12 protein-coding genes are annotated in these 13094 nt (G+C 72.9%); 9 read left to right on the top strand and 3 right to left on the bottom strand.

All coding sequences use genetic code 11. The features are described from left to right. Positions 1-49: 49 nt before the first annotated feature. Positions 50-646 carry a hypothetical protein gene (locus G4D85_RS05970; RefSeq protein WP_164008721.1) on the bottom strand — a complete coding sequence of 199 codons (597 nt, stop codon included), beginning with the start codon at positions 644-646 and terminating at the stop codon, positions 50-52. 125 nt (positions 647-771) lie between these two features. Here G4D85_RS05970 and G4D85_RS05965 point away from each other — a divergent pair, with 125 nt between their 5' ends. From G4D85_RS05965 to G4D85_RS05945, 5 genes are all read left to right on the top strand, one after another. Then, positions 772-1845, top strand: a complete 1074-nt coding sequence (locus G4D85_RS05965; protein WP_164008719.1) for a LysR family transcriptional regulator — start codon at positions 772-774, stop codon at positions 1843-1845. After that, entirely contained in the window at positions 1842-2747 is a 906-nt protein-coding gene (locus G4D85_RS05960; protein WP_164008717.1) for an AEC family transporter, read from the top strand. The genes G4D85_RS05965 and G4D85_RS05960 overlap by 4 nt, the downstream gene beginning before the upstream one ends. Positions 2748-3142: 395 nt before the next feature. After that, on the top strand, positions 3143-3448 hold the full coding sequence (locus G4D85_RS48805) for a hypothetical protein (RefSeq protein WP_240359094.1): 306 nt from the start codon (positions 3143-3145) through the stop codon (positions 3446-3448). After that, on the top strand, positions 3445-4029 hold the full coding sequence (locus tag G4D85_RS05950; protein WP_240359093.1) for a head protein: 585 nt from the start codon (positions 3445-3447) through the stop codon (positions 4027-4029). Before G4D85_RS48805 ends, G4D85_RS05950 begins: the two co-directional genes overlap by 4 nt. A gap of 204 nt (positions 4030-4233) precedes the next feature. Next, the gene (locus G4D85_RS05945) at positions 4234-5034 is read left to right on the top strand and encodes a nucleotidyltransferase family protein (RefSeq protein WP_240359092.1); all 801 of its coding nucleotides are present in this window, start codon (positions 4234-4236) and stop codon (positions 5032-5034) included. 120 nt (positions 5035-5154) lie between these two features. On the opposite strand, the gene G4D85_RS05940 is transcribed toward G4D85_RS05945, so the two are convergent. Beyond that, positions 5155-5364, bottom strand: coding sequence for a hypothetical protein (locus tag G4D85_RS05940; protein WP_164008711.1), 210 nt, complete (start codon positions 5362-5364; stop codon positions 5155-5157). Between the two features lie 243 nt (positions 5365-5607). Here G4D85_RS05940 and G4D85_RS05935 point away from each other — a divergent pair, with 243 nt between their 5' ends. Then, entirely contained in the window at positions 5608-5811 is a 204-nt protein-coding gene (locus tag G4D85_RS05935) for a hypothetical protein (RefSeq protein WP_164008709.1), read from the top strand. 100 nt (positions 5812-5911) lie between these two features. Further along, on the top strand, positions 5912-6199 hold the full coding sequence (locus G4D85_RS05930) for a hypothetical protein (protein WP_164008707.1): 288 nt from the start codon (positions 5912-5914) through the stop codon (positions 6197-6199). A gap of 6 nt (positions 6200-6205) precedes the next feature. On the opposite strand, the gene G4D85_RS05925 is transcribed toward G4D85_RS05930, so the two are convergent. After that, the gene (locus G4D85_RS05925) at positions 6206-7396 is read right to left on the bottom strand and encodes a hypothetical protein (RefSeq protein WP_164008704.1); all 1191 of its coding nucleotides are present in this window, start codon (positions 7394-7396) and stop codon (positions 6206-6208) included. Positions 7397-7517: 121 nt separating this feature from the next. Between G4D85_RS05925 and G4D85_RS05920 the strand changes: the two genes are divergently transcribed. Further along, positions 7518-10613: an MG2 domain-containing protein gene (locus G4D85_RS05920; RefSeq protein WP_164008702.1), complete on the top strand. Its 3096-nt coding sequence runs from the start codon at positions 7518-7520 to the stop codon at positions 10611-10613. Then, positions 10610-13057 carry an alpha-2-macroglobulin family protein gene (locus G4D85_RS05915; protein ID WP_205525427.1) on the top strand — a complete coding sequence of 816 codons (2448 nt, stop codon included), beginning with the start codon at positions 10610-10612 and terminating at the stop codon, positions 13055-13057. Before G4D85_RS05920 ends, G4D85_RS05915 begins: the two co-directional genes overlap by 4 nt. Positions 13058-13094: the final 37 nt, after the last annotated feature.

Here is a 13094-nt window from a genome sequence, read left to right as displayed (position 1 = left end):
GCGGTGTGCCCCTGACGCTGGCGGCACGAGGCCCTGCCGGAGCGGGGCCTCAGCCCTTGATGACGGGCAGCGGGGCCAGCGCCAGCGGGCGCTTGTCGGGGGCGCACATGTCGTTGTCCGCCGGGCGCTGACCGAAGAAGAGCTGGTTGCCGTCCACCTTCACCAGGTCATGGTCGGTGCTGCACCCGGCAAGCGCCTTGAAGGACAGGCAGGCAGCGGGGACGGACTGCTCGGCGCCCACCGTCCACGTGCCCGTGCCGCAGCCAGATTGGGCGAAGGCGTCCGCGAGCGGCTGGATGTGCGCGGTGAGGTAGCGCTCTCCGAAGGAGAAGTTGCCCTCGGTGGCGCCAGCCACCTTCTCCGAGTCCCGCTCCAGCGTGTAGGGGCCGAGGAGGCGGGCGGTGAAGAGCTTCGTCTGGCACTGCGCGTCGCCGAAGACGTCCAGCTCGAGCGTCCACGCCGACTCCGTGAGCTGGAAGTGGCGCTGCACGTAGCTGGTGCTGCCGTCCCCGTTGGGACTGGCCTCACAGGTGGGGCTGTCCCAACGGCCGGCGAGGTCCTGCGGCTTGACGGCCGTCTTCGCGCCTCCACACGCGGCGGCGGAGAGGGCGGCGAGGGTGAGGGCGAGGCGGGTGGTGGCGTTCATGGCAAGGCTCCAGCGGGGTGTGGGGCCGCACCACGCGGCCCGGTTGTGGCGCCATGAATGCCCTGGAGGCGGCCATGCGGAAACGCTGGAGAATGCCGTGGGGGCCTGCAATCTTGCAGGGCGCCATGCCGGACTGGAATGACCTGCGGTACTTCCTGGCCATCTCTCGCGAGGGGACGCTCGCGGCGGCGGCTCGCGCGCTGAGGGTGGATGCGACAACGGTGGGGCGCCGGCTGACGGTGCTGGAGGAGGAGCTGGGGACGCGGCTGTTCGACCGGACGCCGGGGCGCTTCGTGCTGACGGCGGCGGGGCAGGGCATCCGCGGCACGGTGGAGGAGATGGAGGCCTCGGTGTTGGCGGTGGAGCGCCGGGCGGGCGGAGAGGACGCGCGGCTGGAGGGCGTGGTGCGGGTGACGACGACGGAGGCCTTCGCCGTGAATCACCTGCTGCCGCGCTTCGGGGTGTTCCGCGAGCGGCACCCGGGCATCGAGGTGCAGTTCCTCACGGACTACGGCGCGCTGGACCTGACCCGGCGCGAGGCGGACGTGGCGGTGCGGCTGACGCGGCCGAAGGAGGCGTCGCTGGTGGCGCGCAAGGTGGGGGAGATTGCCATCTCGCTCTACGCGGCGGAGGGGTACCTCGCGCGGCGCGGGCTGCCGGACCCGGCGTTGGGCTTCGCGGGGCATGACGTCATCGGCTACGCGGACGCGGCGGCGAAGTGGCCGGAGGCGCGGTGGATGGGCGAGGTGGCCACGTCCGCGCGGGTGGTGATGCGGTGCAACTCGCTGCTGTCGGTGGTGGCGGCGACGGGCGCGGGCGTGGGGCTGGGGTTGATGCCGTGCTTCCAGGGCGACACCGCGCCGGGCTTGCGGCGGCTGCTGCCTCCGGTGGCGGCGCTGCGGCGGGACATCTGGCTGGTGGTGCACCCGGACCTGCAGCAGAGCGCGCGGGTGCGGGCGGTGATGGGCTTCCTGTCGGAGGTCATCCAGCGTGCGCGGCCGTTGCTGGCGGGGGGCGGGCTGCTCTCAGGGGAGCCCGTGGGTCCGGGCTCGTTGGCTGAGGCGGAGTCCCGGGTGAAGCCTCCCGAGGAGGTTCCGGTAAGGCGGCCGTCAGGCGGCGGGGCGAAACGCGGGAAGGCGTCCTCGCGTTCGCATATAGGGCAAGGGCGGCGAGGGAAGGCGAAGGCACGGACGTCATGAGCGCGGTCATCGGGTTGCTGGGAACGTGCCTGCTGCTGGGTGTGCTGGCCCGGCACAGCGGCAGGTTCGCCGAGGGCGCGGCGGGCGCGTTCAACACCTTCGTGCTGTACGTGGCGCTGCCGGCGCTGGTGCTGCGGGTGATGCACCGGCTGGAGTTCGTGCCCGAGCTGGCCGTGGCCGCGGTGGTGCCGTGGCTGTACTACCTGGCGGCGGGCCCGTTCTTCCGGCTGCTGGGGCCTCGGCTGGGACTGTCGCGGCAGTCGGTGGTGGCGCTGGTGCTGTCGGCGGGGCTGGGCAACACGGCCTTCGTGGGGCTGCCCATGGCGGAGGCGCTGCTGGGGCAGGGCGGCCTCGCGGTGGCGGTGGTGGCGGACCAGCTCGGCTCGTTCCTGGTGCTGTCCACGCTGGCGACGCTCGCGGCGACGCGGGCGAGCGCGGAGGCGGACCTGCCGTGGCGCGAGCTGGCGCGGAAGGTGGTGACGTTCCCTCCGTTCCTCGCGCTGGTGGTGTCGCTGGTACTGCGGCCCTGGGGCTTCCCCGTGTGGCTGGACACGGTGCTGGAGCGACTGGGCGCGCTGCTCACGCCGCTGGCGCTGTTCTCGGTGGGCTTGCAGCTGCGGCTCACGGGGGTGCGGCACCGGCTGCCCGCGCTGGCGCTGGGCCTGTCGTACAAGCTGCTGCTGGTGCCGGGGCTGGTGGCGCTGGGCCTGCTGGCGATGCCGGGACTGGCGCCGGTGGTGGTGCAGGCCACGGTGCTCCAGGCGGCGATGGCGCCCATGGTGAGCGCGGCCATCCTCGCCGCCGAGCACAAGCTGGACCCCGAGCTGGCCGTGTTGATGGTGGGCGTGGGGATTCCGCTGTCCTTCGCTACCGCGCCGCTGTGGCTTTGGCTGGTGCGGTGAAGTGAGAGACCGATGTGTTTGGATGGCTGGCGGATGCAGCTCACGACGGAAGCAGGATGGGCATGAGAACTCACGCGAACTCGGAGCGAATCGTTGCTTCACTCCTTGCCATGCTTCTCGCTTCGTGCGGAACCACCCGCTCCGGCGCTCCGGTCAGCGCCGGGGAGTCCACTCGCCTCGTGCTCGTCATCCAAGAGCAGGCTGACGGCACGGTGACTCACTCATGGCAGCCCGCCGAGGAGCTTGACCTTGCGCGGTTCAGCGCCCGTTCGAGCCCAAGGGAGCTGGCTGGCCGGGTCGTACCTGTCGTGCGCCGGCCTCGCGACTGCGATGCAGAGAACCGGGAATGTGTCGCTGAGTGCATACGCCGTCCTCTGTCCCGGGGATACGGACATATGACCTCTCCTGAGCGGAAGAAAGGCGGCAAGAAGGAGTATTGTGAAGGCCAATGCATGCAGCCCTATATGGATTGCGTTGAGCTGGAGAAGCTACGGCCACAGGAGTTCGCAGCGGTGGATGCCGCAGTGGATTGGTTGAAGCGGAATCGCAGAGCGATTCTGGTAGGGAGCGTGGTCGTTATCGCGGGGGCTGTCTTCGTCGTGGTTTCCATGGGCGCGGGGCTCATCGTTCTCGCGCCAGCGGTACTTCTGGCCGAGGCGGCTCCTGGGACCGATCCCTTCATGGAGAGAGGCGTACCGTGAAACCAGGGAAGGGGATGGTCGAAGTCGAAGCCCTGCTCGGACGGCTTCGTCATGAAAACCAGTCGCCGGAGGAGAAGGACCAGCTGCGGATTGCGATGGACCTGTTCGAGTTCCTCTTCGAGACGGGTCAGACGTACGCCTTCGACGAATACCGCAAGAGCCTGGACCTCAGGGCGCCTCCACTCGTCACCGCCAGCTTCGACACGCGTGAGGAGGCAATGGCGTGGCTGAAAGCGCACCCCAATCCGCCGGACGGCGCCAAGGTGCTGATCGCCGGTGAGTACCACAACATCGTCTATTTCAGAGACCTGGGCGAACGCAGATTGCCCGGCAGTCCCGTCCTGGAGTTCTACCTCGAAGACATGGCGCGAGGTGGGCTCCCCCCTCCGGTGGCCACGTTCGATTCGTACGAGGAAGCGAAGGCCTGGGTCGACAGTCAGCCCGAGCCGCCCCAACAGGTCTTCATCCTGATTGCGGGGGAGTATCACCTCGTCGCGTACCACTACCGGGTCAACCTCCGCGCCATCTACCCCATGTCCATGGCCGCGAAGTCGCTCCCGGAAGCGGAGGCCGACGACTGATTCCGGCGGTGGTTCTGCGCAAGTGAGCCGTGCGCTGTCCGACACTCCGCCGTGAGCCCCGTAACAACCGCTGTGCCTCCCTGCCTGCCCTGCATCCGGGCACGCGGCCGTACCGCTGTCGTGCAGGCTCTGTCCTCCTATCTTTTGCGCATGGCTGAGCAACCACCGAAGGCCTCGGGAGCACCCGGGGGGGACCCGCGGCGGATGGAGGTCCGGCGACCTGTCGCCGAGCTGGGCGCACGCGCCTACGCCATCCAGTTACTCTCTGATGCCGGCATTCCTTTCCTGGTCGGCGGTGCGTACGCATTCGCGCACTACACCGGCATCTACCGCGACACGAAGGACCTGGACCTCTTCATCCGGAAGGAGGACGCGGACCGCGCGCTCGAGCTGCTCGCGCGGAATGAGTGGAGCACCGAGAGCAACGTCCACGGCTGGCTGCACAAGGCCTTCTGGGACGACTACCTCGTCGACATCATCTTCGCGTCCGGCAACGGCCTCACCGTCGTCGATGACGGCTGGTTCGAGCACGCCGTCTGCGCGCAGCTCCTGGGCTGCGCGTGCAAGGTGCCTCCGGCGGAGGAAATCTTCTGGAGCAAGGCCTTCGTCCTGGAGCGCGAGCGCTTCGACGGCCACGAGCTCACCCACCTCCTGCTGAAGGCGGGCGCGAGCTTCGACTGGCCACGGCTCCTCAAGCGCTTCGACCGGTACTGGGAGGTGCTGCTCTCGCACCTCATGCTCTTCCGCTTCGCCTACCCCGCGGACCGCGCCATCGTCCCCGAGTGGCTGATGCAGGAGCTGCTGGCCCGCGCCAGCGGCTCGGTGCAGGAAGGCAACTGGGAGCGGAAGCTCTGCCGCGGCCGGCTGCTGTCCCACGTCCAATACAAGGTGGACCTCGCCGAGTGGGGCTACGAGGACGGCCGCGCGTGGGACGAGGAGGACCGCCAGCGCGACGACGCGACGCTCGCCACGGGGCACACGAGCAGCGTCCACGGGCCTCACTGAGGCCCGTGGCGCGGCGACTCACGGTGGTGGAAGGGAGCAGGGGCCTGCCGGCACTCCGGTCTGGCCCGTGAGCGGGTGGCGGGGCCAGCCTGGCTCCGCGCCACCCGGGAAGGAGAGGGCCTACGCCTGCGCCGACGTGGCGAAGGACAGCTCCACGCCGTTGTCGCGCACGCGCATGCTCGGCTTGGACAGCCAGTGACACTGCGGGCAGTAGCTGTGCGCGCCTGCCTGTGAGGCGCGCACAGTCACTTCGCCGCCGCAGAGCACGCAGCCGTCGGGAAGGACGAATTCGGCGAACCGGTCGCCATTGCTGCTCTCGAAGTGAGTCATGCCTTTGAGTTAACGCAGGATTCGTGGGGCACAAGGCGCCCCGGGGTGTGTATCCGGTACGCCCTCCCGGGCCCGCTCCCACGGTGCCTTGCCCAGGCGGGCGAGCAGCCGAGCCCTCCTGCAATCCTTACCGCCCTCACCCCGAGTGACGACTCCCGGACAACGCAACCCGTCAGGCCCACGACGTCCGGTTGGCACGGGGATTTCAAGAGCGGAGGGGAACGCAGGTGGGAGGGGGACGGCATGGGCGAGGTGTCACAGGTGGAGCTCCTCCACGACAAGCGAGGCTGGGGCGTGGAGGTGCTGATGCGCGAGGGCGCCGTGCGGCGCTACCGCTACGGCAGCGAGGCCCAGGCCCGCTATTTCGCGGCGGTGTTCGCCCTGGGACCCCGGGTGTTGCCTCCGGTGGTACCCGCGCGGCGCAAGCGCACCCGGCGGGCGGCCTGAGGCCCCTGCCCGGGGGAGGGCTGGGGGGCCAGGCCTCCGGGCGCCGTGGCAGTGGCTTCCCACTACCCTTGCGGGCGGCTTTCGGAGAGGCTTTCGCCCCATGAGCGACGCACCCAAGCCCTTCCTCCGCCGTCCCAACCGTCAGCACATCACCAAGGAGCCGGACCCCGCCGGCCGCTGGTCCGCGCAGTTCCCGGACATGATTGGCTACACCAACCAGGGTGGCGGCAAGGTGCCGGCCGACTTCGGCTGGAACACCAACCCCAAGCAGTGGCAGGAGGAGCTGACGCCGGAGACGCTGGCGGCCCGCTACAACGAGCTGCGCGTCCTGCCGCCGAAGCCCCCGGCCCCGGCGCTGCCCCAGGGCGAGGCTCCGAAGAAGGAGTAGCCCCTCCTAGCTGAACGGCAGGGCCGCGAGCCGCTCCCGGAAGCGCGTGAGCAGCTCCCGAGCCCCTGCCTCGTCCAGGCCGTCCGAGGACTCCTGGCGCGCCTTGCGCAGGAAGGCGTCGAAGGGGCCCGAGCGCCCCTGGAGCGCTCCCGCCGCCTGCACCGCGTCCGTCAGCACGCGCGCGGCGCCCATCGAGCCGAGCGTCAGGTGCATCTCCGCCTGCTCCAGCTTCATGCCACACGCCGCCCAGACGCTGCGGTCGTGCACGATGAGCCAGGCGCGCGTCACCTCTTCCATGTGTCCCTCCATGGCCACGAGGAAGGGCTCCACGAGTCCCGGCAGCACGTCGGGCTCCAGCGTCGGGCGCGAGCCCGTCTCCAGCAGGTGCGCGCGCAGCTCCAGCACCTGGTGCTTCTGCGGCGTGCGCAGCGCCACCGAGGCGGGCAGGGAGACGAAGGCCGACAGGCTCTCCGCCACCTGCCTCGCCAGCGCGGGCCTCGCGGGGCCTTCCGCCTTCGCCGCGCGCTCCAGGCGCCCCTGCAGGGAGCGGCGCAGGTCCGCCGCCGCCGCTCGCAGGGCCGCCCGCGCGGCCACCTGGTGCAGGTAGCCGGGCACCACGTCCTCGCGGCGCACGTCCTCGAAGGCCGACGCGGTGAGGTAGACGAGGTCGCCGATGCGGGCGCTGAAGTCGGCGCGGAAGGCCTGCAGCTCCGCCATCAGCGTCCAGCGGTCGCTCACCACTTCGGGGCGGCGCATCTGCTGGCCCAGCTCGCCCACGCGCTTCGCCAGCCGCTCCGCGCTGGTGTGCAGCACCGCCTCCACCTCCTGCGCCAGCCGCTCGTCCGAGCTGGCGGGCGGAGGGGCCCAGCCCTCGCTTCCGCTGGCAGGGCGCGCGGGCGGGGGGAACTCCTTGTGGATGGCGGCGACGAGCTGGTTGACGCCCACCAGCGTGTCGCCGATGGCGGGCGCCATCGTCTCCCAGAGGGCCAGGTCCGCGCCGCCGTCGGACTCCACCGAGGTGGGCTCGTACTTCGCGATGCTCAGGTGCCCCAGCCGGTCGATGGCCACGGCCGCCGCGCGGTGGACGCGCTCCAGGCGGTCCGCGAGGTGGCGGTCGGTGAGGGACTCCAGCAACGACTCCAGCCGCGAGGGCAGGGCGTCCTGGGGAGGGCGGGGCTTGGGCGTCGGCGCGGGCATGGTGGGGTGTGGGCAGCGGCGGGACGGGAGGCACCCTAGCGCACCGCCGCCAGGGCGCGAAAAAGGGGGGCTCGGCAGAGCGATGCCTTCTCGACGTACACTGCGCGCCAGGGGAGGACGCATGGCGCAAGGTTTCCGCCGCCGATTGCCGCTCATCATCGGAGGGCTCGCAGGACTGCTCGGAGGGGGCTTCCTGACGCTGCTGTCGTTCGAGGTCTGCCTGTCCTCCTATTTCCTGCTCGGCGTGCCCATGAACCGCTGCCCGGACGGGGACATGCGGCAGACGGTGCGCCTGAGCGCGGACGGGCTGTCGCGCGGGGTGGCGAGCCCGGTGTCCGTCTGGGCGACCGCCCACGCGCCGCATGCCAGCTACGGCGGGCTCATGGAGGCGCCGGTGACGCGCGGCTCGGCGGAGCTGTTCCTGGTGGACGCGGAGGGCAAGGAGACGCCGCTGCCGCCCGAGCCGGAGCACGACTGGAGCCGCGAGGGGTACGGCCCGCTGACGACCCGGGTGAAGCTGCCCCAGGTGCCGGACGGGGACTACCGGCTGCGCGCCCGCCTCACCACGCCGCTGGGCACGGACACGGTGGACGCGGCGCTACCTTTATATGCGCCCGCGCGCGTGCACGTGCTGACGGACCGGCCGCTGTACGAGCCGGGCAACGAGGTGCGCTTCCGCGCGGTGGCGCTGCGCGCGAAGGACCTGTCGCCGCTGGACGGCCGGCCCGGGACGTGGACGCTGACGGACCCGTCCGGCGAGGTGGTGCTGGAGGAGCGCGCACCGGCGGGCCCCTGGGGCGTGGTGGCCGGCAGTTTCCCGTTGGACAGGGGCGCCACGACGGGCCTGTGGACGGTGCGCTGGGTGAGCAGCAGCGCCCAGGCCGAGGCCTCTTTCAAGGTGGAGCCCTTCACCCTGCCGCGCTTCCGCGTGGAGGCGAGCAGCCCCCGGCCCTTCTGGCGCGCCGGGGACTCACCGGAGGTGGAGGGGCAGGTGGTGTACGCCTCGGGCGCGCCGGTGGCCGACGCCGACGTGGAGCTGGAGTGGGACGCGTCGGGAGACTGGCCCCCGCCGACGGAGTGGCTGAATGGCGGGCTGCCCGGGCGCGCGAAGACGGATGCCGCGGGGCGCTTCCGCGTGGCGCTGCCGCGCGTGCCCATGGACCTGCGCGGCAACGCCCGCTTGAGCGCGAGCGTGGCGGCGAAGGACGCGGCGGGAGACCGGGTGCAGGGCGCGGTGTCGCTGCTGCTCGCCGAGGACGCCCTCGCCGTGTCCACCGTGACGGAGCTGGAGGACGGGCTGGTGGCGGGCTTCAGCAACCGCGTCTACCTGCGCGCCACCACCGCGGACGGCCGCGTGCTGCCCGGCGCGGAGCTGAAGGTGACGCGCGCGTGGGACGCTCGCGACGAGGGCGTGCGCGCGGTGGCGGATGAGGACGGCGTGGCCGCCTTCCAGCTGGACCCCGGGCCGCCCGTCAACGTGGTGGTGCCGCCCATGCCGGTGCGCCGTCCCCCTCCGCCTCCCATGGTGGAGCTGGGCGGCCTGCGAGACTTGCTGAACGAGAACACGGAGGCGTCGCTGAAGGACCAGCTCGCGGTGGAGGGCTGGCTGCCGTCGCTCTTCCCGTGCTCGCGCTTCGTGACGCCGGATGACGGCGACACCGACCTGACGCTGGGCGTGCGCGTGGGAGCGGGCGGCGCGGTGATGGACGTGGCGGTGAACCCGGGGCCGCTGGCGGCGTGTCTCGCCACGGCGCTGCGCTCGCGCGCGCTGGCACCCGGACGGGAGCGCGTGCTGGCGCTGGAGCTGAGCGTGCGTGACACGAGCTATCCCCGGCTGGAGGTGGAGGTGGAGGAGGCCATGGGCGAGGCCGACTTCCTGGCGGGCGTGCTGGACGTGGCCGCGAGGGATGCCCGCGCGTGCCTGCCTCGCGACCTGTCGGTGGCGACGCCCCTGCCCCTCGCGCTGAGCTGGCGGCTGGCGAGGACGGGGCCGGAGGTGGCGGCGTCGTGGGTGTCGCTGCCCGGGTCGGCGAGCGCGCTGCCCGCCTCGGCGCTGTCCTGCATCCAGGAGCGCTTCACGCGGCTGCGGCTGCCTCCTCCGGAGGCGGAGAAGGACCGGGGCGAGGCCCTGGGCGTGGCGCGCCTCACCGCGTACCCGTCGGGCTCGCGGGAAGAGGCCGGGCAGGCGCAGGCCACCGTCTTTCCGGGCTACGAGCTGAAGGTGAGCGCGAAGGTGGATGGGAAGGACGCGGGCGCGACGAAGCTGGTGCTGCGCCCGGCGCAGCTCCCGAATGCGCGCCTGCGGGCCACGCCGGTGCAGGCCCGGGCAGGGGACGAGGTGCGCATCGACCTGATGCGCGGCCCCCAGTTCGTGGGCCAGCTGCCGGAGAAGCTGGTGCTGACGGCGGGCGACACGCGGCTGGAGGCGAAGGTGGAGCGGGGCTCGCGCTCGGCGCGCTTCCGGCTGCCGGCGGACTTCGAGGGCTGGGCCGAGGCCTGGTGGGAGGGCGCGGTGGCGCGGGTGTACGTACCGCCGCGCGCGGGGCTGACCGTGGAGGTGTCGCCGGAGAAGCCGGTGTACGCGCCCGGCGAGCTGGCCCGCCTCCAGCTTCGTACGCGCGTGGATGGCAAGGACGGCCCGGCCGCGGTGGGCCTCTTCGGCGTGGACGAGACGCTGGCGCAGCTCACGCCGCTGCCGGGGACGGAGTCGCTGGACTCCGTGCGGCCCGCGCCTTCGATGGCCTCGTCCGCCTTCGGTGTGCTGGACGGGCAGGCGCTGGCCATGGGGCGCATCCGCGGCTCCAACGCGGCGGCCGCGGCGCTGCTGCGCGTCAGTGGCGTGCCGCGACGCGAGGACGTCGAGCCCGCGGTGTCGGTGAACGCGGCGACGCCCTTCGACCCGTCCGCGGAGCTGACGGACCCCTTCTACGGGGTGCTCTCGGAGCTGCATGCGCAGGTGCGGGCCTGGGAGCAGAAGGCCCCCGAGGGCGAGACGCTGGACCCGGAGGACCTGGCGAAGCTGTGGGACGGCGCGCTGACGGCCTGTGAGCAGCGCGGCGAGAAGGTGACGGACGCCTTCGGCCGCCGGCTGCGGCTGTCCCGGCTGCCTGGGGATTTGCTGGCCCTCACGGACCCGCGCTCGGTGGTGACGAGCGGGACGCGGCTGCCCGAGGACGTGGAGAACTGGAACGCGTGGGTCGCCCGGGAGGCGCCATGAAGCGCACGCTGATGATGGGGACGGTGGGCCTCCTGCTGGGGGCCCTGGTGGCCTTCCTGCTGATGCACGTCCTCCGGCTGGGGGGGGACCTCTCGCGCTCGGCGGAGCCGGCGGGGGTCGCCAATTTGCAGCGCATGCCGACGTCCTCGGCCTTCGACGACGCGGACGGCGTCATGGGCGGTGCGGCCCCCGCGCCAGCCATGGCTCCTCCGCCCGAGCCGATGATGGAGATGGAAGAGAAGGCGGCCGAGTCCTTCGGCGGGGCGCCCGGGGGCGTGAACCCGGTGGTGGACTCCCGCCGCGCGGACCAGTCCAAGGACAGGGGCGGGCGCGGCAACGGGGAAGGAGGGCCGGAGGCGGACTCGGCGCCGAGCCGCGCCTGGTTCCCGGAGACCTTCCTCTTCGAGCCGCTGGTGGTGACGGACGCCTCCGGCGCGGCGACGGTGCCGGTGCGCGTGCCGGACCGGCTCACGGGCTGGCGGGTGCTGGCGCTGGCGCACTCGCGCTCCGGCGCGCAGGCGGGCGCGGTGGCGCGCTTCTCCGGCACGCTGCCCACGTACGTGGACCCGGTGCTGCCGCCCTTCCTCCGCGCGGGCGACGCGGCCCGGCTGCCGGTGCAGGTGGTGAACACGACGGACTCCGCCGTGGAGGTGCCGCTGAAGGTGGAGGCCCAGGGCGCGACGGTGGAGGGCGGCAGCCGCACGGTGCGGGTGCCGGCGCGGGGCAGCGTGGTGGAGTACGTGCTGGTGAAGGCGGCCGGCCCGGGACAGGTGGCCGTGCGCGCCACGCTGGGCGCCGCGGATGCGGTGGTGCGGGACTTCCAGGTGTGGCCCACCGGGCGGCCCGTGGTGAAGCAGCGCGGAGGCACGCTGGCGGCGCCGCGCACGGTGACGCTGGAGGGGCCCGCGGACGCGCAGGCGGGCAGTGAGCGCGTGCGGCTGCTCGTGTACCCCGGCGCGCTGGGCGTGCTGCGCTCGGAGTGGGCCACGGCGGGCGGGCGCGGGGGCACGGCGGACGTGGCCTACACGCTGATGCTCGTCGGCCGCTCGCCGGAGCTGCTGACCGCGCTGGGCGAGACGCAGGCCGCTGAGGCGCTGAAGGCGCTCACCTCGGGGACGCGGCGCATGGCCGCTCCGCCGCAGCCGGTGGAGGGCGCCCTGGACGTGGAGGGCCTGCGCAAGCTGCTGGCCCAGGCGACGCAGCGCGCGCTGCGCGAGGGCCGCTCGCCGGACGTGTCCACGGCGGCGCTGCTGGCCGAAGGGGCGCTGCTCCACCCCGACAACCTCGTGCTGGCCCGCCTGGGCGAGCGCCTGGCCGCGCAGGTGGCGCGGGCGCAGTCCCCCGACGGCACCTGCCAGGGAGGCGAGGGCTGGACGCTGCAGCGGCTGCTGGTGGCCACCGCCGACTGCATGCGCGTGGTGAACGCGGCGGCGGGGACTCCGGAGGGCAGGCGCCGGGCGGCCTTCTTCGCCGCGCGAGCCCTGGGCGCGGTGGAGCGCAACCGGGCCCACGTGAAGGACGGCTACACCGCGGCGGCGCTGCTGGCGAGCGGCGCGGTGTCGGGCTCGCTGAAGGAGGAGCTGCGCACCCAGGTGCGTGAGGCGGTGAAGACGCGCGACGGCGGCTCGGCGTACCTGCCGGTGGACTCGGGCGTGGTGGACGGTGGTGGCGTGACGCCCTCGGAAACGGAGGCCACGGCGCTGGCGGTGCTGGCGCTGGACGGCGACGCGAAGGCGCCGCTGGCGGACCTGGGCGCCTTCCTGCTCTCCCGCTACGAGCCGGCCCTGGGCTGGGGCGGCGGCCGAGCCAACCGGATGGCGCTGCGCGCGGTGGTGGCCCTCTTCCGCGAGCCGCTGCCCGCCCGGGTGCGCGTGGTGCTGGAGCGCGACGGCCAGGCCCTCACCGAGGGCACCTATGACGCGAAGGCGCTGCGCGAGGTGCTGGCGCTGGAGGTGGCGGCGCCGGGCTCGGGCGGGGCGCACACCTGGACGGTGCGCGCGGAGCCCGCCGTGCCGGGGCTCGGTTACTCGCTGGTGCTGGCCGCGGCGGTGCCGTGGAAGCCGGAGTCCCAGGGTGGGCTGGAGCTGGTGGTGAAGGGCCCGGCGGAGGCCAGGGTGGGGCAGCCGGCGGAGGTGGTGGTGGAAGCGTCCACCCCGTCCGGCCTCGCGCTGGAGCTGCGCCACGGGCTGCCTGCCGGTGTACAGGTGGACCCGGCCAGCCTCGACGCGCTGGTGTCCGAGGGCCGGGTGTCGTCGTGGGACGCGGAGGACGGCGCGGTGACGTTGATGCTGCCGCCCCGGGGCGCGGGCGAGCCCTTCCAGGCACGTTTCCGCGTCATCCCCACGCTGGCGGGCACGCTCCAGGCAGGCGCCTCCTCGCTGAAGGTGGTGGCGCGGCCCGACCTCGTCTCCTACGTACCTCCCACTATATGGGCGGTGCGGTGATCGTCACACCCCTGCCCTCGGGGGCACTGCCGTGGAC

The organism is Pyxidicoccus trucidator (assembly GCF_010894435.1).
In the GTDB taxonomy this organism is placed as follows: domain Bacteria; phylum Myxococcota; class Myxococcia; order Myxococcales; family Myxococcaceae; genus Myxococcus; species Myxococcus trucidator.
The sequence above is the reverse complement of the archived record's forward strand: the minus strand, read 5'-3'. Positions and strand labels throughout refer to the sequence as shown.

Coding starts and splice junctions, on each gene's coding strand:
- G4D85_RS05970 (WP_164008721.1), bottom strand. CDS start 646: ATGAACGCCACCACCCGCCTCGCCCTCACCCTCGCCGCCCTCTCCGCC.
- G4D85_RS05965 (WP_164008719.1), top strand. CDS start 772: ATGCCGGACTGGAATGACCTGCGGTACTTCCTGGCCATCTCTCGCGAG.
- G4D85_RS05960 (WP_164008717.1), top strand. CDS start 1,842: ATGAGCGCGGTCATCGGGTTGCTGGGAACGTGCCTGCTGCTGGGTGTG.
- G4D85_RS48805 (WP_240359094.1), top strand. CDS start 3,143: ATGACCTCTCCTGAGCGGAAGAAAGGCGGCAAGAAGGAGTATTGTGAA.
- G4D85_RS05945 (WP_240359092.1), top strand. CDS start 4,234: ATGGAGGTCCGGCGACCTGTCGCCGAGCTGGGCGCACGCGCCTACGCC.
- G4D85_RS05940 (WP_164008711.1), bottom strand. CDS start 5,364: ATGACTCACTTCGAGAGCAGCAATGGCGACCGGTTCGCCGAATTCGTC.
- G4D85_RS05935 (WP_164008709.1), top strand. CDS start 5,608: ATGGGCGAGGTGTCACAGGTGGAGCTCCTCCACGACAAGCGAGGCTGG.
- G4D85_RS05930 (WP_164008707.1), top strand. CDS start 5,912: ATGAGCGACGCACCCAAGCCCTTCCTCCGCCGTCCCAACCGTCAGCAC.
- G4D85_RS05925 (WP_164008704.1), bottom strand. CDS start 7,396: ATGCCCGCGCCGACGCCCAAGCCCCGCCCTCCCCAGGACGCCCTGCCC.
- G4D85_RS05920 (WP_164008702.1), top strand. CDS start 7,518: ATGGCGCAAGGTTTCCGCCGCCGATTGCCGCTCATCATCGGAGGGCTC.
- G4D85_RS05915 (WP_205525427.1), top strand. CDS start 10,610: ATGAAGCGCACGCTGATGATGGGGACGGTGGGCCTCCTGCTGGGGGCC.